This window comes from Sinosporangium album (assembly GCF_900100605.1).
GTDB classification, from domain to species: domain Bacteria; phylum Actinomycetota; class Actinomycetes; order Streptosporangiales; family Streptosporangiaceae; genus Sinosporangium; species Sinosporangium album.
In genome coordinates this window covers 226,281-246,229 of the sequence record NZ_FNCN01000006.1, presented here as the reverse complement: position 1 = coordinate 246,229, position 19,949 = coordinate 226,281, and the positions used below count along the sequence as shown (strand labels likewise).

20 protein-coding genes are annotated in these 19,949 nt (G+C 67.6%); 5 read left to right on the top strand and 15 right to left on the bottom strand.

The annotated features are described in order from the left end of the window. Positions 1-162: 162 nt before the first annotated feature. The 3 genes from BLQ73_RS32165 (at position 163) to BLQ73_RS08775 (ending at position 5,060) form a co-directional block, all read left to right on the top strand. Entirely contained in the window at positions 163-3,297 is a 3,135-nt protein-coding gene (locus BLQ73_RS32165) for an AfsR/SARP family transcriptional regulator (RefSeq protein WP_245690908.1), read from the top strand. 84 nt (positions 3,298-3,381) lie between these two features. Then, a complete protein-coding gene (locus BLQ73_RS08780) occupies positions 3,382-4,071 on the top strand; it encodes a hypothetical protein (protein WP_093169858.1) in 690 nt (229 codons plus the stop codon). Further along, positions 4,068-5,060: a hypothetical protein gene (locus BLQ73_RS08775; protein ID WP_245690907.1), complete on the top strand. Its 993-nt coding sequence runs from the start codon at positions 4,068-4,070 to the stop codon at positions 5,058-5,060. Before BLQ73_RS08780 ends, BLQ73_RS08775 begins: the two co-directional genes overlap by 4 nt. Here BLQ73_RS08775 and BLQ73_RS08770 read toward each other — a convergent pair. Both BLQ73_RS08770 and BLQ73_RS08765 read right to left on the bottom strand, forming a co-directional pair. After that, the gene (locus BLQ73_RS08770; protein WP_093169857.1) at positions 5,057-5,530 is read right to left on the bottom strand and encodes a TIGR00725 family protein; all 474 of its coding nucleotides are present in this window, start codon (positions 5,528-5,530) and stop codon (positions 5,057-5,059) included. The two genes, BLQ73_RS08775 and BLQ73_RS08770, sit on opposite strands and share 4 nt — an antisense overlap. A gap of 154 nt (positions 5,531-5,684) precedes the next feature. Continuing rightward, complete coding sequence (locus tag BLQ73_RS08765; protein WP_218125675.1) at positions 5,685-6,152, bottom strand: NUDIX hydrolase; 468 nt, start codon at positions 6,150-6,152, stop codon at positions 5,685-5,687. A 385-nt stretch (positions 6,153-6,537) separates the two neighbouring features. On the opposite strand from BLQ73_RS08765, the gene BLQ73_RS32160 reads away from it, so the two are divergent. Next, positions 6,538-6,678 (top strand): hypothetical protein, encoded by a 141-nt coding sequence (locus BLQ73_RS32160; protein ID WP_176955334.1) that lies wholly within the window; start codon positions 6,538-6,540, stop codon positions 6,676-6,678. 150 nt (positions 6,679-6,828) lie between these two features. Here BLQ73_RS32160 and BLQ73_RS08755 read toward each other — a convergent pair whose 3' ends face one another. From BLQ73_RS08755 to BLQ73_RS08720, 8 genes are all read right to left on the bottom strand, one after another. Continuing rightward, the gene (locus BLQ73_RS08755; protein WP_245690906.1) at positions 6,829-7,377 is read right to left on the bottom strand and encodes a DUF6879 family protein; all 549 of its coding nucleotides are present in this window, start codon (positions 7,375-7,377) and stop codon (positions 6,829-6,831) included. Between the two features lie 9 nt (positions 7,378-7,386). After that, positions 7,387-7,611, bottom strand: coding sequence for a hypothetical protein (locus tag BLQ73_RS08750; RefSeq protein ID WP_093169926.1), 225 nt, complete (start codon positions 7,609-7,611; stop codon positions 7,387-7,389). 356 nt (positions 7,612-7,967) lie between these two features. Beyond that, entirely contained in the window at positions 7,968-8,156 is a 189-nt protein-coding gene (locus tag BLQ73_RS33110; protein ID WP_218125684.1) for a transposase, read from the bottom strand. A gap of 48 nt (positions 8,157-8,204) precedes the next feature. Beyond that, positions 8,205-8,594, bottom strand: a complete 390-nt coding sequence (locus BLQ73_RS08740; RefSeq protein ID WP_093169854.1) for a peptidase inhibitor family I36 protein — start codon at positions 8,592-8,594, stop codon at positions 8,205-8,207. 225 nt (positions 8,595-8,819) lie between these two features. Further along, complete coding sequence (locus BLQ73_RS08735) at positions 8,820-9,692, bottom strand: alpha/beta hydrolase family protein (RefSeq protein ID WP_143020179.1); 873 nt, start codon at positions 9,690-9,692, stop codon at positions 8,820-8,822. Between the two features lie 257 nt (positions 9,693-9,949). Further along, positions 9,950-10,462 (bottom strand): DUF8189 domain-containing protein, encoded by a 513-nt coding sequence (locus tag BLQ73_RS08730; RefSeq protein ID WP_093169853.1) that lies wholly within the window; start codon positions 10,460-10,462, stop codon positions 9,950-9,952. A gap of 554 nt (positions 10,463-11,016) precedes the next feature. Beyond that, positions 11,017-11,964, bottom strand: a complete 948-nt coding sequence (locus tag BLQ73_RS33890; RefSeq protein WP_093169852.1) for a LysR family transcriptional regulator — start codon at positions 11,962-11,964, stop codon at positions 11,017-11,019. Between the two features lie 593 nt (positions 11,965-12,557). Beyond that, positions 12,558-13,787, bottom strand: a complete 1,230-nt coding sequence (locus BLQ73_RS08720) for an NsdA family TPR-like regulatory protein (protein ID WP_218125674.1) — start codon at positions 13,785-13,787, stop codon at positions 12,558-12,560. Between the two features lie 213 nt (positions 13,788-14,000). Here BLQ73_RS08720 and BLQ73_RS08715 point away from each other — a divergent pair, with 213 nt between their 5' ends. Then, a complete protein-coding gene (locus BLQ73_RS08715) occupies positions 14,001-14,693 on the top strand; it encodes a GntR family transcriptional regulator (protein WP_093169851.1) in 693 nt (230 codons plus the stop codon). 127 nt (positions 14,694-14,820) lie between these two features. Here BLQ73_RS08715 and BLQ73_RS08710 read toward each other — a convergent pair whose 3' ends face one another. From BLQ73_RS08710 to BLQ73_RS08690, 5 genes are all read right to left on the bottom strand, one after another. Continuing rightward, complete coding sequence (locus BLQ73_RS08710; RefSeq protein ID WP_093169850.1) at positions 14,821-15,324, bottom strand: methylated-DNA--[protein]-cysteine S-methyltransferase; 504 nt, start codon at positions 15,322-15,324, stop codon at positions 14,821-14,823. Then, positions 15,321-16,757 carry a DNA-3-methyladenine glycosylase 2 family protein gene (locus BLQ73_RS08705; protein ID WP_093169849.1) on the bottom strand — a complete coding sequence of 479 codons (1,437 nt, stop codon included), beginning with the start codon at positions 16,755-16,757 and terminating at the stop codon, positions 15,321-15,323. The genes BLQ73_RS08710 and BLQ73_RS08705 overlap by 4 nt, the downstream gene beginning before the upstream one ends. A 117-nt stretch (positions 16,758-16,874) precedes the next feature. Beyond that, positions 16,875-17,819, bottom strand: coding sequence for an NYN domain-containing protein (locus tag BLQ73_RS08700; RefSeq protein ID WP_093169924.1), 945 nt, complete (start codon positions 17,817-17,819; stop codon positions 16,875-16,877). Between the two features lie 121 nt (positions 17,820-17,940). Beyond that, entirely contained in the window at positions 17,941-18,153 is a 213-nt protein-coding gene (locus BLQ73_RS08695) for an acyl-CoA carboxylase epsilon subunit (protein ID WP_093169848.1), read from the bottom strand. A 103-nt stretch (positions 18,154-18,256) separates the two neighbouring features. Beyond that, positions 18,257-19,855, bottom strand: coding sequence for an acyl-CoA carboxylase subunit beta (locus tag BLQ73_RS08690; RefSeq protein ID WP_093169847.1), 1,599 nt, complete (start codon positions 19,853-19,855; stop codon positions 18,257-18,259). Positions 19,856-19,949: the final 94 nt, after the last annotated feature.

The window sequence follows — 19,949 nt, the reverse complement described above, 5'->3', positions numbered from 1 at the left end:
GGCGACAGGCGAGGGGAGGTGAGGGACATGGGGGACAGGCGTCCATCGGACCGCCGCACGCCGGACGATCGCATGAGGGACGGTCGCGGGCGGGACGGGCGAGTGAAGGACAGTCGCGGGCGGGACGGTCGCGCGGCGGACGGCCGGGCCGGTGACGGCCGTGTGGGTGACAGCCGGGCCGGTGACGGCCGTGTGGCGGACCGGGGCATGCGGCCCGGCCGCCCGGTGTCGCGGACGCCCGTGCGCATCAGGCCCCGCCGTACCGCGGGCGACATTCTCATCGGCATCGGCGCGCTGTGCGTCCTCGCCCTACTCATCGCCGGCGTCCCCTTCGCGCTGCTCCGCCTGGCCGGGCCGCCGATCTCGCCGGAACTGCTGAGCCTCGACCTGCTGTCCAGCCAGGTCGGCATGAGCACCGTCATCGCGATCCTCGTGCTGCTGGTGTGGCTGGCCTGGCTGCAGCTCGTCGTCTGCGTGATCGTCGAGGTCTACGCGGGGGTGCGCCGCGTCGGCATGCCCGCCCGCGTCCCGCTGTCGGGAGGCACGCAGGCGCTGGCCAACCGCCTGGTATCGGCGGCGCTGCTCCTGTTCACGGCCTCGGCCGTCGTGTTCCCCATGGTGAAGGCGAACAGCGGACCGCCGCCTTCGCCCTCCGCCATCGCCTCGGCCCTGGCCGCGCCCGTGGCGGAGGAAGACCGCGACCGGCCGTCGCTGAGCCCGGTGAAGAAGGCGAAAAAGGTGTACGTGGTGCAGCCGCCGCACGGGCGCCACCACGAGAGCCTGTGGGAGATCGCTGACAAGTGCCTCGGAGACGGGCGGCGATACGGCGAGATCTACCGGCTCAACCAGCACAAGGAGCAGCCCGACGGGTCCAAGCTGCAGATAGCCGACCTGATCCGCCCGGGCTGGGTGCTCGACATGCCGGACGACGCCGTCAACGTACACATCGTGCCAAGCGAGCAGCCCCGCAGCGCCACGCTCGACCGCCACCCGGGCAAGCCCGCCGAACTCGACGGCAAGACCGACTACCTCACCCCCGGCGACGCCCGCGGCGGAACCACGGCCCAGGCCGAGGACGCGACCCGCGTCGCGGGGGCGTCCGGTCCCGCCTCCGACTCCCCGTCCGCTGCCTCTGATGGGGTACGGCAGGCGCCGGGCGACGCCGACAGGACCCTGAACTACCAGGACTATGTCGTCGAGTACACCGAGCAGCGGCCGACGGTGGACGCCGGGGCGTTAGCCGTACAGGACAATACTGGCGGCGACGGTGCAAATCCGGGCGCGGAGCACCACCGGCACCTGTCCGAACTCCAGCGGGTGGACAGGGAGCCGGCCGTACAAAACGCAGAGACCGCACAAACTTCACAGGACGAGCGGGCGGGCCGGGTCGGCCAGAACGACCAGACCGACCAGACCGAGTCCGGAGGCGCCCGGCTCGAACCCCTCGACTACCTGGCCGGGGCGTCGCTGGCCGCCGCCGGTCTGCTCGTGGTGCTTGGCAGGCGGAGGCGCGAACAGATGTGGCACAGGGCGTTCGGACATCGCATCGCACGACCGAGGGAGGAGGCGGCCGAAGCCGAGACCGCGCTGCGCCTCGGCGCCGACGCCCCCGGCAGCCGCATGCTCGACGTCGGACTCAGAGTCCTCGGCAGAGAACTGGCCGCACAAGGCCGCACCCCGCCCACCATCTACGCCGCGCACCTGTCGGCCGCCAGCCTGGACCTGTGGATTCACCCGCCGCAGCAGGACGCCCCCGAACCGTGGACCGCCCACGACGGCGGCCAGGTGTGGCGGCTGGCCGCGCTCGACGGGCGCATGCTCGACGAGAGGACCGCGGCCGACGCGGCGGCGCCGTACCCGGGGCTGGTCTCCATCGGCACCGACGGACGCGGACGCGTGCTGGTCGACCTGGAGGCCGCGCAGGGCCTCATCGGCATCCACGGCCCGCAGACCACGGCGGCGCTCGCCGCGCTCGCCGTCGAACTCGCCACCAACCGGTGGTCGGACCGGATGCGCCTCACCCTCGTCGGCTTCGGCGAGGAACTCAGCGCCATCGCCCCCGAACGCATCCGCTGCGTGTCGAGCATCGGCGAGGCCCTCCCCGAGTTCGAGAAGCGCGCCGTCGACATCCTGCCCGACCAGGTGCTCACCGGGCGCGTCCACTCGCGGGCCGCCGACCCCGCGTGGCCCCCGCACTACCTGCTGTCGGCCGTCGCCCCCACCGAGGAGGAGGCCGCCCGGCTCGCCATCCTCGCCCGCACCGGCACCAGATCGGCCACCGGCTACCTCATCGCCGGAAACCTCCCGCACGCCACCTGGACATGGGAGATCACCGCCGACGGGCTCACCCGCATCGACGCGCTCGGCTTCGAAGTCGACGCCCAGCTCCTCCCCAAACGCGACTACAGCGCGCTGGTCGAACTGTTCAAAACCGCGCGCCGACTCGACGGCGAACCCATGCCCGTGGTCGCAGCCCCCGACACGCCGATCTCCATCCGCGCGCCCGAGATCGAGGTGCGCATCCTCGGCCCCATCGAACTCGAAGGCGTCGGCCCCCTCGAAGAGGGCCGCCTGCCCCTCGCCCAGGAACTCGTCGTCTACCTGTCCACCCACCCCGGCGGCGTACACCCCGTCGTCCTCGGCGGCGTCCTGTGGCCCCGCGGCGTCCACGCCGACGTGCGCGACTCCGCCATCGCCAGGGTCGCCGACTGGCTCAGCGCCGACGGCCGCGGACGGCCCCACCTGTCCACCGACGAGTCCGGGCGGCTCAAACTGGGGCCCGAGGTGCGCACCGACTGGTCGCTCTTCCAAGAGCTCGTCCGCCGCTCCCACAGCGACGCCCCCGCCCGGACCAACCTGCTCGAACGCGCCCTCAGCCTCGTCCGCGGCCCCCTCATGGCCTCGCGGCCCAAGGACCGCTACGCATGGCTCGCCTCCGACGACCTCGAATACAACGTCATCGCCGAGGTCGCCGACGCCGCCCACCGGCTCTTCGAGATACGGCTCGCCGCCGACCAGCCCGTCGCCGCCGTCGCGGCCGTCCGCGCCGGACTGCTGCTCGCCGCCGACGACGAGGCCCTCTGGCGCGACCTGCTGCGCGGCACCTACGCCACCGGCGACGCCGCCCGCCTCCGGGCCGTCGCCGACGCCCTCCACCGGCGCGCCGCCTCCCACCCGTACGGCGGCGGCATGTCACCCGAGACCGAATCGCTCATCGACGAGCTCCTGCCGTCCTGGCGCGTCACCCCGTTCCCCTCCACCTCGGCGGCTCCCCCCGCGCGGGAGGACGCGGGATGACGACCGGTGCGTGCCATAGCGAACCACGCGAACCCCTGGTCGCCCCCTGGCCGCCGTGCCCCGGGGCGGCCTAGCGTGACCGCCATGCGCAGCCTGATCGCGCTCGCGGCCGTACTGGCCACCTGTACGGCATGCGCCGAGCCACGCCCCTTCACCCCGGGCGGCGCCCTCGCCGACACGCCCGCCGACACGCCGCCACGGACTGCGGCAGGTACTGCGGCGCCCTCCGGCTCCCCGTCGGGCTCGGTCGGCTCGTCCGCCTCCGGCGGGGGGCGCGTCGACACCGTCACCGTGGGGCCGGGGCTGACCGTCACCATCGAGTGGCCGGCACGCGAAAGCGCCGGCCGTACGGCGATGCTGAAAGCGCTGACCGACTACATCGTCGGCGTCCGCCGGGCCGTGGCCGGCGACACCACGACCGACTACCGCACCCTCGTCCAGGACGACGCCTCCCGCCACGCCCTCGCCTGGGTCGACACCTTCCGCCGCGACGGGCACTCCCTCCAAGGCCACATACGCATCTACCGTCCGGCCGTCAAAGCCGTCGTCGGCGCCGGAGCCGAAGTGAGCGCCTGCGTCGACGAATCGGGCGCCGAACTCATCGACGCACGCACCCGGAAGGCACTACCCGACCAGCCCGCCTGGACCAGGTCACCCGACGGCATCTACGCCCAGATGGCAGGCGTACGGCGCGGCGACGACGGCGTGTGGCGGGTGATCTCCCTGCAACACGCCCAACAACCTCAAGATCCCGCGAAGGAGTGCTTGCAGTGACGAGGCTGCTTTCGTTGCTTGTCGGGGGTTCCTTGCTCGTCAGCGGCATGGGCGGCGGCATGGGCGGCGGCATGGCGGGCATGGCCGCGCCCGCCGCCGCCCAGGCGTCCACCAACCCCGGCGACGGGGGAGGGCCCTCAGGCGAGACCTGGCAGAAAGGCGACCAGGCAGGCGTCAACCTGCGCAACTCCACCATCGTGGTGAACGGCGGCGGGGGCGGTGGAAAGAGCACCGGATATCGCCTTAAGAGCCCCTGCTGGTACGAACCCGCCCGCTCGGCCCAGGAAATGCTGGACGCCCAGCAGGGCGTCCGCGACCAGTGGATGCGCTTCACCCCCGGAGCCGACTCCAAGAAACACGACAAGTTCCTCAAGCAGTTCAAGGACAAAGTCGGCGAACGAGGCCGATGGTGGGCCCCCGCCTACAACGCCAACGACCCCAACGGCAACGCCTGCTGGAGCGGGCTCCAGCCGTTCCTCTGGGTGCCCGAAGGCGAAACCCCGCCGGCCGGCATCACCCTCGCAGAACTCACCGACATCGCCCGCGCCGCCCTCACCGTGCCCAAACCCGCCATCCGCATCAACCCCGACGCCGAAAGCTACGTCAACCTCGACACCTTCGTCTGGCTCGACGGCACCGGAACCACCACCCGGTCCTCCACCGCCTCCCTCGCCGGCATGACCGCCACCGTCACCGCCACCCTCAGCCGCATCGCCATCAAATCCGGCACCTCCGGCGCCCGCGCCACCGTCGCCAACAACTGCGGCCGAACCGGCCAGCGCTACACCCGCGGCGCCGCACTCCGCTGCGGCGTCCGCTACAAACGCGCCTCCCTCGACCAGCCCCGCGACGTCTACACCATGACCGTCACCGCCACCTGGACCATCACCGCCAACGGCGTCGCCGGCACCTACGCCCCCGTCTCCATGAGCGCCACCCGCGACATCCCCGTCGGCGAAGTCCAAACCACCGTCCGCAGCCGCTCCTAAGCCCACAAACCGGTCAGCTCCAGAGCCTCCTCGGGGGATGCGGCGTGGCGGATGCCGGGGACCGGTCGGCCACGCTCGTCGAGGATCCGCCACCCACCGAGCTGGACCACCGGCACACGCCCCCTACGCATGGCGAGGGCCAGCTCCGACAGCGTGCCCCACGAACCGCCCACCACGATCACGGCGTCACCGGAATTCACGATGATATTGTTGCGAGCCTCCCCAACCCCCGTCGGAATCGCCACCGTCAGATCGGGATTCGCGCCCTCCTTGGTGTCCCGGGAAAGAACTCCCACCACCGTGCCCCCCGCCTCCCGCGCCCCCGCCGCGACCGCGGCCATAACCCCCGAATAACCCCCGCAAATCACCACCGCCCCCCGCTCGGCCAGCAACCTCCCCAACTCACGCGCATTCCCCCGGTCCTCCTCCGTGCATTCCCGAGGCCCACACACCGCCACCTGAACAGCCATACCTCCCCCTTCCCCTGAGTCACTCAGAAACGGTCGGCAATGATGGAGCGACAGCGGGATGCGCTGAGAAGAGAGCGATCCGCTCATTCAGCTCCGCCCCGAGGGCGCTCGCGCCGATTGGCGGGGTGGGGGCAGGTCAGGGCTCAAAGCGGGGTCACTGCAAGAGAACGGGTCGCTGGGGCGCACCTGCGGTCAGGATCTCAGCGACGAGATCGCTGAGGCCGAGTGGGTAGATGGTCTCGCTCGTCGAGCGCAGTTCAGCAAGAGTCCACCAGCGGCGGGCCTGGATGTCGTCGGGCTGGGTGGCGCGGTCGGGGTCGATGTCGTCAGCCGCGAAACGTGCGAGGTAGTACCGCTCGACTTGGCGGACATCTTGGCCGCCGACCTCGTGCTCGGTGCTGCGTTCGGCGATCTGCCCACCTAGGTGGACTTCGCCCTCCTCGACACCGAGCTCCTCGCGAAGCTCGCGGAGAAGAGCGGTGATGTGGTCCTCTCCGCTGTCGAGGGAGCCGCCGGGTGTGGCCCAGAAACCACCGTTCTCCTCATAGCGCAGCAGCAGCACACGCTCGTCGTCGTCCAGGGCGATAACGCGGGCGGCTGCACGCAGCGGCGTGGTCATCATGCCATCCAGTGTGGCAGCTCAGATCCGTTCGACAAGATAGTCCCCGATGCACGCGGCATCCAGATCGCACGCCTGAAAAGTGGCGAGGGCGTGGGCGGGGGTTTCCACGATGGGTTCGCGGCTCTGCTTTGAACCAGCTCATGGCTGCTTCGGCGTCGGCGAATGCCGGAATCACAAGCTGTTCCCGCGGAACAAGGGGGACCTCGTGCGAGTAAGGAAGGATCACTCTACGACCCGCATCGGCGGTCAGGAGATACCAGCTCAGGACTCGACGAACAGCCAGGGCCTGGTCCTTTGCACTGGTCTCTTCTCGAAGCCGTTCCTTGGCATGCGCCCTGAGAAGGTCGTGCAAGCGGTAGCGACTTGGCGACACCCTCTGCAGGAGATGCGCCGCAGCCAGCATGTCCAGGAGCCGCTGCGCGGCGCGCTGATCAGTGGAATCCACCAGCGCCATGGTCGCCGTCAAGCCGAACTCCCGGCCGGGGTGGAGGCCGAGGAGCCGGAAGGCGTGCTGCACCTCGGTTGAAAACCCGCGATACGACCAAGAGAACGCGGCGCGCACGTCACTGAGTTCGTCTTCGCTGGAGGCGAGGGAATCCAGCCGGTGCTGTTCGACGGCATCGGCGTCGCCCGCGAATTCGTTGTCCGAGTTCTGTATTCTTGTCGGTTCGCCGCTTTAGAATATGCCGTTGCGCTTCTCGTAAAAGTCGGCAAATGGGATCGACTGGCTCACCGCCATATCTCTCCAGTAGTTGGCCTCCACAATCTTTTCCGGGTCCTTCACGATCTCCGCTGCTTCGAACAAGCCATCCTCTTGGTAGTGCATGGTGATGAGGATGGAGGAGTCGAACAGCCAGTAGTCGTAGTGAGGAAGCCCCTCGGGCCAACTCCCGGACGAGACGGGGATAAGCCGCACGTCTTCGCCGGCCGGCACGGTGTGCGTGTATGCCCAGGCGCACTCGAACCGCACGTAATCGGAAAGGGGTTCCTCCACCACATGGACTCGATGCAGGAGCTTGCCGGCACCCCGAGCGGGCTTGACGGTTTCGCTGATCCACTGTGCGATCCCGGGGAACTCACCTCGCTGCCGCCCCGCCAGGAAGAGATCGAACTCCGCCTTCTCGTAGGAGACGTCGTAGCGCTGTAGCGACTCCAGGCGATAAGCCGTGAAGCGGAACTCCGAAAAAAAGCGATTGAACTCCGGGTCATCGAGGGAGCGGAACACTCGCCCCATTCAGGCGGCCTTGTTCTTGGCGCGGAGCCTCTCAACAGCACCCAGCAGCACCTCCGGGGCGATCTGTAGAGCGATCTCACCCGGCAGAACGTTGACGAGGTTAGAGAAGGTTTCCTGATCGACCGCAGGCCCTTGAATCACTATCTGGCCATCCTCGGCGAGATAGATGGTCGGGCAGCCGTTGCCGCCTGAGTTCTGGTCTTTGCAGAGGATTTCGAGCTGCATGGAGACCCTCCGTGAGGTCATCAAATGGCCTCAAAGGTATCCCGGTAAAGCTCTCAGGTCAAGGCGAAAGAATAGATTGGCCATAATGCGCATTACATGCAGCAATGGTCCTGAAAGCGTTGGCTTCGCTCCTCAGTCCGAAGTTCAGCTAGTCTAGCTGGGGCCTGGCTGGCATTTCGGCTTGACGGAGCCAGAGCCTTAGCGAGGCGACGACGAAACCCGCGAGATAGCGGTCGGCGAGTTTGTCCAACGGTGTCGCGATCGCCCGCCACTGCTTGAGCTTGGCGAAGCAGCGTTCGACCAGCTTGCGCTGCCTCTAGACCTCGGCGTCGAAAGCATAGGGGCGGCCTTCACGGCTACCCTTGCGCAGGCCCTGCGCCAGCGGTTGGCGATATGGTCCCGGCGCCCGGGAATGACCAGGGAACTCCGGTGAGCAGGCGCCACAGGATGCCGTCGATGACCTGGCGGTGGTCCCGCTGCGGGCGACCTCGGCCGTCCGCGGCGGGCAGGAGCGGCTCAATCCGCCGCCAGGCGCTGTCGGTCAGCTCGCCAACGTCTCACCATGAAAGATCATTCAAGCGCAAACGGCGTGATCATTTGTCAGACATGCTCCAGCCGCACCTATCCGGGCTGCCCCGTTTAACAGATGACCCGAACCGTCCTACTGAGAAGACAGTAAGGTCGTCGATGCTGTCGCCCGGCTGGACGCACGTGTATGAGCCCGAGAATCCTGCTGAACGATAGATGCGGATTGCTTTAGAAGAATTATTGATGACCGAAAAGGTGTCGTCGTTGATCGGCTCCGGCAGAGGATTTTGGCTTCCGTATCCCTGATATTTCGTTCCCGTGAACCAGCGGTCAGTCCAGAGGCACCAGTGGCCACTGGCGCAGGTGGCCGCTTGTGCCGGTGTGGCGGAGACGAGAGTTGTTGCCGCGATGCCGGCGGAAACAACAGCCAGATGGAGTAACTTCTTAAGCCTCAATACCCCACATCCTTAATAAGGTATGGCGATGCCGCAGAATTCCGATTCTAGCCAATGTCAAGAGCAGTAAATCATGACGACTATGGTGTGTAAAGGGGGGAATTTGTGCCACATGGCACGTAGGTTTTACCCCTAATGTCCGAATGTTCGGGCCCGGGACGCGAGCTCTGCCGGGGCTCTACCTCACCAACACCTACTACGAGCGGAGCCGTGGACCCCGCGGGGTCAGGGGATGAGGGCAACCTCGGGGAAGCGGGTGTCGGGGCTCTCGAACAGGTGGGTCGGCTTGCCTCGCAGGTGTAGGTCGAAGAAGGCGCCGACGTACGCGCGCTGGGCCGCCACCGAACGGCCGGGATCGATCGTGCCCACGTAGTCCGCGAGCGGCACGTTGGGGAGCTTGGCCGCGATCTGCGGCAGCAGCGGCTGCAGGTCGGTGAACGAGCCGTGGGCCGCGCCTTTGAAGCGAAGCTCCCGCTTCCATCCGGTCGAGGCCCGCCAGAACGACTTCCAGCTCGGCTCACTCTCACGCGTGTGGGTCTCGGCCGCCAGTTGCAGGAACGGCCTGGTCACACCGCGTACGGCGATCGGGCCGACATAGGCGCCGTCAAGGTTGACGCCCGCGTCCACGCGGGTGTCGTCGCGGGTCAGTTGCGCGGCGACCGACCCGCCCAGCGACTGTCCCAGCGCCCCCACTCGCGAGGCGTCGGGCGCGCCGAGCATCCCCTCGGGCAGTTTGCCGCTGATCGGGCGGCCGTGGGCCAGGGCGGTGACCTGGTCCAGGACGTAGCGCATGTCCGCCATGCGCGCCCGCGCGTGCTTGGCCAGCAGCTTGGCGATGACTTTCGGCGTCAGCTTCGCGGGCAGCGGCAGGGCGCGCACCAGGCGTCCGCCGGGAAACTCCACCTGGTCGGCTTCGTAGGTGTGGTCGATGGTGACGACCAGGTAGCCGCGCGAGGCGAGATCTTCGACCAGGGTGGTGCCCAGCGTGCGCGGCCCGCCGTCCCCTGAACCGAAAAGCACCACCGGCAGCTTGCCCGCACGCGGTTCGACCGGCGCGTCCGTGCGGGCGTGGGTGCGCGTGGCGTACCTCGGCTCCAGGCCTCATTTTGAACGATCAGCAAGCGTCAGCGGGGCCGGGGTTCGAGTCCCTGACGGCGCACCTGAGAGAAACCCCAGGCCAGTGCTGCTGGCCTGGGGTTTTGTTACTCGTTGACCGTCTCGACAGTTTTCCTCACTGCATGTTGATCACGCTGGTCGTTCGTTGTTTGCTCGCCGGCCGAACCTGGTCGTCCTGGCCGAGGCTGACCAGGACGGCAGAGTCCTACACGTGGCGTCCACTACCAGCCGCGCCGGGCTTACACCCAGTCACCCCAACAGCAGTTCGGTGCGAGCTGCCACTTGTAGCGGGTTCGACCATCGACGCCGGTCACCTTCACCCGGATGGTGCCGCCGTTCCTGGAAAAGTAGTCCGCGTACACGCCAGTGCGGGGCCGCAGCTGGCCGCCGAGCGAGGCCCAGCCGCTCCAGCTACCGCCTGGTGAGAGTTGCCACTTGTGGTTCAGGTCCCCACCGTCCGCGCGGCCGAAGATCTCGAGGCGGCCGTCCTGGTTGCGGGTGACTCCGACGCCGGAGGTGACGTGGCCGCCCAGGCTGTAGTTTCCGCTGTTGATCGGTCCGCCGGGGGTCGACGCCCAGGCATGCCAAACGGCGCCGTCACTGCCGACCCAGAATCTCTCGGCCCGGCCGTCGGCGTTGTACTCCGTGACGGTGGCTCCCCAGCCGCCTGCAAATGCGGGTGCGGGCACCGCAACGAGTGCCGTTACCAGCAGGGCCGCTGCGAGCAAGGCCCTGCTCACCACTTTCCGCATACGAATCTCCTCGTTCTAGATGGTGTACTCGACCTCGTAGCCGCGTGATACGGCCCTGAGGAAAACGATTTCTCTGGTATTTGCTTAGGCGGATACGGCGAAAAGACCGTTGGGAGTGCTGCGGGATCCGCGATTATGAAGGTGGCGATTTCTTGAGCGAACTCCTCCTTTCGCGCCTTGATCGCACCAATGAAATCGCCACCGGGTGCCCTGCCGGAACAGTCCCACGCCCTAACGAAAGGTGCAAGAATCCCGGCTATAAGTAAGATGGCCGGATAGGTAGACGATTAGTTATGGATGCAGGTAATAGCACGGGGGTACAGCGCTGGAACGGGCGCTGGAGGCGGCCAAGGCGAAGGGCTTGGCGCACGTCAATCTGGACGGCGCATTGATCGAGACCGATCGGTGTTCCGCTCCCGGCCCTGGCGGCTACGACCTTTGATGGTCGGGCAAGCACAAGCGCCACGGCGGCAACCTCTGAACGCCCCCCATCGGCAAACTCGCCTGACCAGCCAGGCTCACGCAGCGTCACAGAGCTGCTGAATGCCTACTTTTCAGTTGCGCTGCAGCACGGCGCGCGCCGCTTGAATCAGAGCGGTGACAGGGGGGTGGTCATGGTCGGTAAGCCAGGCCAAGGCCGACGTGGAGAGGGGTAGATCCGTGACATCGACGTACGAGACGCCACGGCGGGTGTAGTCGTAGCGAGCCTCGGCGGGCAGGAAGGCGATGGCCTGGCCACGGGCGACGGCTGACAGCAGCGCATCCATGTCCCCGGCCATGGGTCCATAGCGTACGGGCCTGCCGTCGGGGCGGGGGTTGACCGTCCAGTAGTCCCACCATTCCCGAAGTTCCGGGATCGGGACATCGACCACCACGTGGTCGGACAACTGGGCCAAGGTCAGCGGTGCCCGAGCCACCAGCGGGTCGTCGGCGGGTAGACAGGCGACGCGGGGCCCTGTCGCCAGGTGCAGGCTCCGCACCCCGGGCGGCAGAGGGGGCCGGAGGAACGCAGCGTCGACCTCTCTGCGGTGCAGGACATAAGTTTGCTCGACGAAATTCATGGAGCGGATCTCCACGGTGATGGCAGGGTGCCGGGCTGAGAGTTCGGCGAGGATGGCGATCGCGTATGGCATGAATGCCTCACCGCCGATGGCTCCGATCCTCAAATGGCCTCGCACTTGCCGCGCGTGGGTGGCGGCGATAGTTCGAAAGCGGTCCATAGCCGCCACGACGCCACGCGCTTCGGGTACCAGAGCCCGGCCGGCAGCGGTGAGATCCACGCGACGGGAGGAGCGCTGCACCAGGTTGACACGCAGTCGGTCCTCTAATGCCCGGATTTGTTGGCTCAGTGCTGGCTGCGTCAGGAACAGACGTTGGGCGGCGCGACCGAAATGGAGTTCTTCGGCCAGCACTAAAAATAGCCGCAGTTGGTGAAGGCTGGGCTCGCGGGATGGGGGGTCGTCCGAAGAGGGCTGAGCCTTGCTGGCGCCACTGCGATCCATAAGGCGAAGTATAAGTACTTATCTACGGCTTTTGTGGCGAATTGGTCCTGCTTGATTGCTTGCCTGAGAGAAGTGCTCTGAGCTGGGATGATTGGGACTTCGGCTTGGCGGAAGAGGGTAGCCTTAGTCCGGTCTCTGAAGTTGTGGAATCGGGAACGGTGCCTGCCTGCTGCTTGGCGACGCAGCACCCGAGAGTCCTCTAAAGTTCTTTCTCCGGCTTCCTGTGTCTCCAAGGGATGAACAGCCAATGCGTGGTCACTCTTCGAGAAGCAGTCTGCATGATCGCCTTTCCGGTCCTCATCGTCCCATAAGGGATCGAAGTGACGTTGTCAAGCCCTCGGTCGATGCAAAGCCGAGAGCGCTCGTCGCCCCTGCGAGGAATTGGCTTAGTTTGTCGATGGCGGCGTTTGTAGACGCATTTCAAAGGAAATTATCGATCCGGGTCGAGCCGACCGCGGCTCGGTGGGCTGCCGCCCGTCCGGCGACGTCTATGTGGTCCTGCTGGGCCCGGATCAGGTAGCCGTCCTTCCCGTGCGTCCGTCGAAGCCGATGGCCGAGGGCATCTGCGATCTGGGCCGGACCAAGGCTCACACTTAAGACCTACACAGTTCCCAGTACGCCTCGCGCAGCTCGGCGGTCTCAGACAAGCGGCGTGCTTCCAGAGCGCTGACGACCTCGGCCGCGCGCCAGTAACTGGAGGGTGCCAGCAATCCGCTGGTAATGGCGACCAGAGCGGTATCTGCGGCTTCGTCGGGCAGATCGGCGGCCAGGAGGGCGAGCGCCAAGTCGAGCCGTGCGGAGGCCGCCCTCCTGGGGCGGGGCGGGCCGTCCGTCGTTGACTCCAGACGAGCGAGCACGCCCCGCGCGTACCGTTCGGCCGCCGGATCCCCGATCCACGACAGTGTGGTCGCTGTGTAGGCGTCGCTCTTGGCCGGGTCGTACCGGTAGTGGTGCTCGGGACGGTCGGGTATGGGGAGGGGCTCTACGAGCCGGGAAACCCTGCCAAGGGCATCGCGGGTCTCAGGACCCGCACCGAGGCGTGCCCATGCACGACCTTCCTGCGCGGTCGCCTGGATATAGGCGGAGCTTCCCTTCGGGGCCACCCTCTGCGCGCTTTGAGCAAGGGCTAGCGCCTGCCGATGGTCACCGGACGTAAGGGCTTGCCAAGCCTCGGTTTCAAGGCACCAGCCTGCTATCTCGGCATGCTCAGCATGTTTCGCGAGTTGCATTGCAGTGCGGAGACGTGCGGCACCCGAGGGGAATTGGCGGAGATCGATATGGCACGTCGCAGCGAGCAGGGACAGCCAGCCGCCGGCCACGATGATCCGCCGATGCTCCGCAAGGGTCATTCTGGCGTTGACGAACGTCGAGACATAGGAAATGTGTCGCCGCACCCGCTGGAGCAACTCCGCGGGGGGTGTTCTGGGATAGGCGACCGCGAGGTCATCAACGGCCATTTCAAGCCGTTCAAGCGTCTCTTCGCCCATATCGCTTGCGGCAACACGCCGTGCGAGCTCCATGGCCTCTAGTTCGTCATCGCCTGCTGCCTCGATTTCCACCTGAAATGCGTCATTCTCGTGAAACAGGTCGTGCTCGGTTGTCTGGAAGACCCGCGCGTACAGCTGAGGATACGGCTCGCTCGGCCGATGCTTTCCGGCCTCCCAGGAGCGGATCATGCGGACGAGGGACTCATGTGTTGGCAAATGAGCTCGCTGTCGGCCTTCGGCGACTTCTCGAATCCGAGTGGCCATCCCAGCCAGGGATAACGTGCTCTCCAGACGCTTCATGCGCAATCGGACGGCCCACGCAGGAATATCGCTCATGCTGACTCATCTCGCGAATGGACACGGGGGATATCTGCCGTATCCAAAAGTATCCCCTGCCGCGACCCCGATCAGGCGGCTTGAGATGGACCAACGAGTGATCCAACGGCGGGACGGACCCGCCAAGCCCTTCGCGCGGTTCGGTGAGGAGCCTGGCGTACCGCACCAGCCCGGCCTCCGCACATCGCACGCCATTCAGAACGAGGAGAAACCATGCCCGACCGGAATGTCTCCCTATCCGCTTTCGGTATCGGCCGCCGACTGCCGGGGGAGTACTTGCTGAACATGAGCCTGGACGACGCTCTTGGCCGGATCCAGGGCCGGGCTCTCCATGTGCGAGTCGCACACGCGATCCTGCACCGCATCGCCCATGCGGCCTACCCGCCCGGCTCGCTCCTGCCCTCCGAGCACGCCCTCGCCGACAGGTTCGGCTGCTCACGGCTCACCGTACGGCAAGCCTTGCAGGCACTCGCCGCACTCGGCATCGTGGCCCCCATACCCCGCAAAGGTTGGAGGCTGCGCCCACGCGACCTGGCCCAACCGGTCCGCGACCACCGCTACGAGATCATCGCCGCCGACATACGCCGAAAGATCACCACAGGCCGCTATCCGGCTGGAGCGCTCCTCCCCGGTGAACTCGACCTCGCCCGCCTCCACCGCTGCAACCGCTCCACCATCCGCAAGGCCCTTGCCATGCTCCAAGACGAGGGCCTGCTCGACTGCGCGAGAAGTATCGGCCGGCGGGTCGCCGGCAGTGGCACCGCGGGAGAAGGCAGCGGTGTCCCGGCAGGGCCGCGACCGCGACGCGTGCTGGAGGCGATCCCCCGTCGATACGCCAACGGACCCGCCGCTCAAGGCGGACCTTCGGCCCCGGCCACACCGGCTGCCCGAGCGGTACGGCGGTAGCCTCCACCACGGGCTACCGCCGGAGGGTGACCGCGACCCTGCCGGTCAGGCCCGGCCTCCGAACGACCTGCGAGGTCGAAACGCTGACGGCGGAGGCGGGTGAGAGCCTGGGAGCGCACCCGTGGGCTTATGCGCCTTCGTGGGTGAGGAGCCACTGTTTGACGGGGGTGCCGTAGTAGTAGCCGCCGAAGCCACCGGACTGGGGGAGGATGCGGTGGCAGGGGACGAACGGCGCGATGAGGTTTTGGGCGCAGGCCGAGCCGGCGGCGCGGGCGGCGGTGCGGGGGAGGCCGGCGTGTTCGGCGAGGTCGGCGTAGCTGACGGTGGTGCCGGCGGGGACGGCGCGAAGGGCGGCCAGGAGGCGCTGGCGGGTCTCGGTGCCGGGCTGGCTGACGGGGATGGCGTCGAGTGCGTCGAGGTCGCCCTTCAGGTAGTCGCGTACGGCTTGCGCCGCCGGGCCGATGTCGTCGACGACCGCGAGGCCGTGCGCTTGGAGGGTGAGCGGGAGCCGTACGAACATTTCCTGGGGGTCGGCGGTGAAGCCGGCGGCGACGAGGTCGTCGCCGTAGGTGAGGAGCGAGAGAGGTCCGGGAGGGGTCGGCACGACCTGTGCCTGCACTTTCGGGCTCATGGTGAACTCCACAGGTGGAGAGCGGCGTATGCCCGCCAGGGGCGGGTCCGCTCGATGTCGTCGTCGGTGATGGACAGGCGGCGCATGGCGCGGCGGAGGCCGAGGTCTCCGTCGGGCCATGCGTCGGGGTCGGACATGGCGCGCAGGGCGATGTAGCCGGCGGTCCAGGGGCCGATCCCGGGCACTTCCATGAGGCGGGCCCGGGCTTCGGCGGGTTCTTGGCCGCCGTCGAGGTCGATGCGGCCCGTCGCGATGTGTTCGGCGAGGACACGCAGGGTTTGGGCTCTGCGGGTGGTGAAGCCGAGGCCGGTCAGGTCTGTCTCGGCGAGGCGTTCCGGGGTGGGGAACACGTGGGTGAGGGCGGGGTCGGGGCTGCCTGCCACGCGGGTGCCCAAGCCGGGGTGGGTGATGAGGCGGCCGAGCATGGTGCGGGCTCCGGCGACGGAGATCTGCTGTCCGACGACGCCGCGTACGGCGAGCTCGAACGTGTCGTACGCCCCGGGCACTCGCAGCCCGGGGCGGGCCTCGAGGAGGGGGGCGACGGCGGTCGCGCCGAGGACGGCGGCGATCGACTGCGGGTCGGCGTCGAGGTCGAGCAGGCGCCGGGAACGTGCCACGATGCGGGCGAGGTGCTGGGCGTCGTGCAGGGCGGCGTCGAGCCGTACGAACCCGGGCTGCGGAGTCAACGTGATCACACCGCCGGGGATCACCCTGCTATACGCCGTCTCCGTCACCCGCTCCAGCCCCGGTACGGCACGGGCCGCGAGGAAGGCCAGCAGCGCCCCCGCCTCGTACGGCGTGCGGTGGTGCAACCGCACCGACAGTACAGCGGAGCCTTCCGCGCGCGCCTGCGGGTCGGCGGCCCGGGCGGCGCGCCGCAGTTCGCCGGGCGGGAAGCCGTACACCTCTTTCATGGTCGCGTTGAACTGCCGCAGGCTGCCGAATCCCGAGGCGAAGGCCACGTCGCCGATCGGCAGGGCGGTCTCGGTGAGGAGCTGCTTGGCGAGCAGCATCCGCTTGGTCCGGGCCACCGCGAGCGGCCCGACGCCGAGTTCGCCGACGAACAGGCGGTGCAGGTGGCGTTCGGTGATGTGGAGGCGCCCGGCGAGCCCCGCGACGCCGTGGTCGTCGGCGACGCCTTCGTCGATGAGGCGGAGTGCCCGGCCGACGGTGTCGCCGCGGTGGTTCCAGCCGGGGTCGCCGGGGCTGAGTTCGGGGCGGCACCGTTTGCAGGGGCGGAAGCCCGCGGCCTCGGCGGTGGCCGCGTGCCGGTAGAAGCGCACGTTGCGGGCGCTCGGCGTGCGGGCGGGGCAGATCGGTCGGCAGTAGATGCGCGTCGTGGTCACGGCGGTGTAGAAGCGGCCGTCGAAGCGCGGATCACGGGCGCTGACCGCGCGGTAGCAGGAGTCGAAGTCGAGCTCGGTAGCAGCCACGATTCGACGTTATCCGCACTTCACCCCGCGGGACCGGCGGGTTTCGGACATGTGCGTGGGGGCTCGCGGCGGCCTTGGACCCGGCGGGTACCGAAGCGGCTGAGAGCCTCTGTGGGCCTACTTCGACGAGACCCCGACACCCAAGTCGAACTCGCGGTAAACCCTGGCCCAGAAGCCGTCTCTGAGCCACACGCGGGCCTCCGGGTAGGGGCGCAGAGAGTGACCGAGCTCCTTCTCCGCCTCGATGAGGAGCTCGGTGTCGATGACGGTCGGCAGGATGGGGCCGGGAAGCAGGTCGCGGATGTTGTCGCGGCCTCGGGTGAGGATCCACTTCTGCGCGACGTGCTCGCCGACCTCTTCCACGCGCTGGCGGTTCGGGCCGAGCTTGGCGACCTGGCCGACCTGCTTGGCGGCGGGCCTGGCGGGGGTGCGGCCGGCGAACACCTGGGCGGGGGAGGGCGTCGCCGGGGCGGCGACGGGGGGAACCGCCTGGGGGGCGCGGCCGAAGAAGGGGCGCAGGAAGTCCGCGCTGATCACTTCGACGGTGTCGGCCTCCCAGACGAGGCGTTCGGCCTGGTTGGTGCCGTAGGGCGGCTCCACGCCCCAGAGGTGGACGCGCACGCCGTACGCCTGGGCGGCTTCGACGGCGGGGACCATGTCCTCGTCACCGGCGAGCAGGATCGTGTCGCTGACCGCGTGGTGGCGGGCCAGGGCTTCGAGGTCGCTGCGGATCTGCGCGTCGACGCCCTTCTGCTGTCCCCGCGCGTTGAGGTTGCCGAGCCGTACCTTCACCCAGGGGAGTTGCGCGATGACCCGCTGGTCGACGGTCGGGACCCGATCTCGGGCCGCGTCATACCAGTAGATTCGCAGCAACTCCCCGTGAATGCGATCATCAGCATGCTTTTGCAAAGCTTGGATCAACTCGTCCGCGGCGACCCGGTATTCCTTGCGCTCCTTGGCGCCGAGAAGCACCTCGCCGGCCGCCGCGTAGAGGTAGCCGACATCCACGAGCACCGCGTATTTGGCCGCAACAGTGTGCGGCGCGAGGTCCGGGGTGGCCATGTGGTCCTCCATGCCGCGGGGCTGAGTCGGGGTGGCTTCCAGGTGTCGGCTGACTATATACGCCTACTTTTCTAGATAGTCCCAAGTCTCAAGGAAGTTGACACCCCATTCGGGAGATCCATCACCTGTAAATAGGCTGGGAAGCTCTCCTCCATGCGCCAGGGCCATGGGTAAGCGGCTTTCTCATGAGATCAGCCGGATTCCTCCACGATTCCAGGCTTTGTGTAACTTGTACCTTGGAGACGACGCCCCTGGCCGTCAGGGCCGCGACGAGGGCCGCGACCTCTTCGGCAGTGGCGTCACCGCGAACGATACGCAGGTACGGTGCTTCCATAGGGCCTCTTTTCGCAGATCCACGGGTAAACAAGCCTTCCTGATATGCGAGGATCGTCAGGAAGGATCCGGATTTGCTTACAGCTCGCTTGCAGCGCTTTGCCTTACAGCGGGATGTTGCCGTGCTTCTTCGGCGGCAGGGTCGCCCGCTTGTTGCGGAGGGCTCGCAGCGCCCGGATGATCTGCACCCGGGTGCTCGCGGGACGGATCACCGCGTCGACGTAGCCCCGCTCGGCGGCGAGGTACGGGTTCGCCAGCGTGTCCTCATATTCCGTGATGAGGCGGGCGCGCTCGGCGTCCGGGTCCGCCGCTTCGGCGAGTTCGCGCCGGTAGAGGATGTTGACGGCCCCCTGCGCCCCCATGACCGCGATCTGCGCCGTCGGCCAGGCCAGGTTGATGTCGGCGCCGAGGTGCTTGGAACCCATGACGTCGTAGGCTCCGCCGTACGCCTTGCGGGTGATCACCGTGACCAGGGGCACGGTGGCCTCGGCGTAGGCGTACAGAAGCTTGGCGCCGCGCCGGATGATGCCGTTCCACTCCTGGTCGGTGCCGGGGAGGAAACCGGGCACGTCCACAAAGGTCAGGACCGGGATGTTGAAGGCATCGCAGGTGCGCACGAAGCGGGCGGCCTTCTCCGAGGCGGCGATGTCGAGGGTGCCGGCGAAACTCATCGGCTGGTTGGCCACGATGCCCACCGAACGGCCCTCGACGCGGCCGAAGCCGACCAGGATGTTGGGGGCGAATCCCGCGTGGACCTCCAGGAACTCGCCGTCGTCCAGCACTCGGCCGAGGACGGCCTGCATGTCGTAGGGCTGGTTGGCCGAGTCGGGGATCACGCTGTCCAGCTCGGCGTCCTCGTCGGTGATCTCAAGAATCGGGTCGAGCGGGTAAACCGGGGCCTCGTCCATGTTGTTGGACGGAAGGTGAGACAGCAGCGCACGGGCGAAGTCCAGGCAGTCCTGCTCGTCGGTCGCCTCATAGTGCGCCACGCCGGACCGGGAGTTGTGGGTGTGCGCGCCGCCGAGTTCCTCGAAGGTCACTTCCTCGCCGGTAACCGTCTTGATCACATCCGGACCGGTGATGAACATGTGAGATTTCTCCTGAACCATCAGGATGAAATCGGTAAGCGCCGGCGAATAGACCGCGCCGCCCGCGCACGGGCCCATGATCAAGGAAATCTGCGGAATTACTCCGGACGCATGGACATTGCGCTTGAAGATCTCCGCATAGAGCCCGAGCGAGACCACGCCTTCCTGGATGCGCGCGCCGCCCGAGTCGTTGATCCCGATAACGGGGCAGCCCGTCTTGAGCGCATGATCCATGACTTTGACGATCTTCTCGCCGAAGACTTCACCGAGAGATCCACCGAAAACCGTGAAATCTTGCGCGAACACCGCGACCGGTCGGCCGTCCACCGTTCCGTATCCGGTGACCACGCCGTCGCCGTACGGCCGCTCCTTGTCGAGCCCGAAGCTCGTCGAGCGGTGCCGGGCGAACTCATCGAATTCGACGAAACTCCCCGGGTCGAGGAAGGCGGTCAGTCGTTCGCGCGCCGTCATCTTGCCCTTGGCGTGCTGCTTCTCCACCGACCGGGCGGAACCGGCGTGAGCCGCCTCGTGGAGACGTCGCTCAAGGTCGGCGACCTTGCCCGCCGTCGTGTGGATGTCCACCGCGGGAACCTCAGGCTTAGCCTCGGCACTCATCGCTTCCCTCACAGCTTCTACCGCTACCAGTACGTTTTCGCTCGTCCGCAAGGGTAGCCATCCTGCGAAGACGCACTTCTGGCAGGGCCGGAAT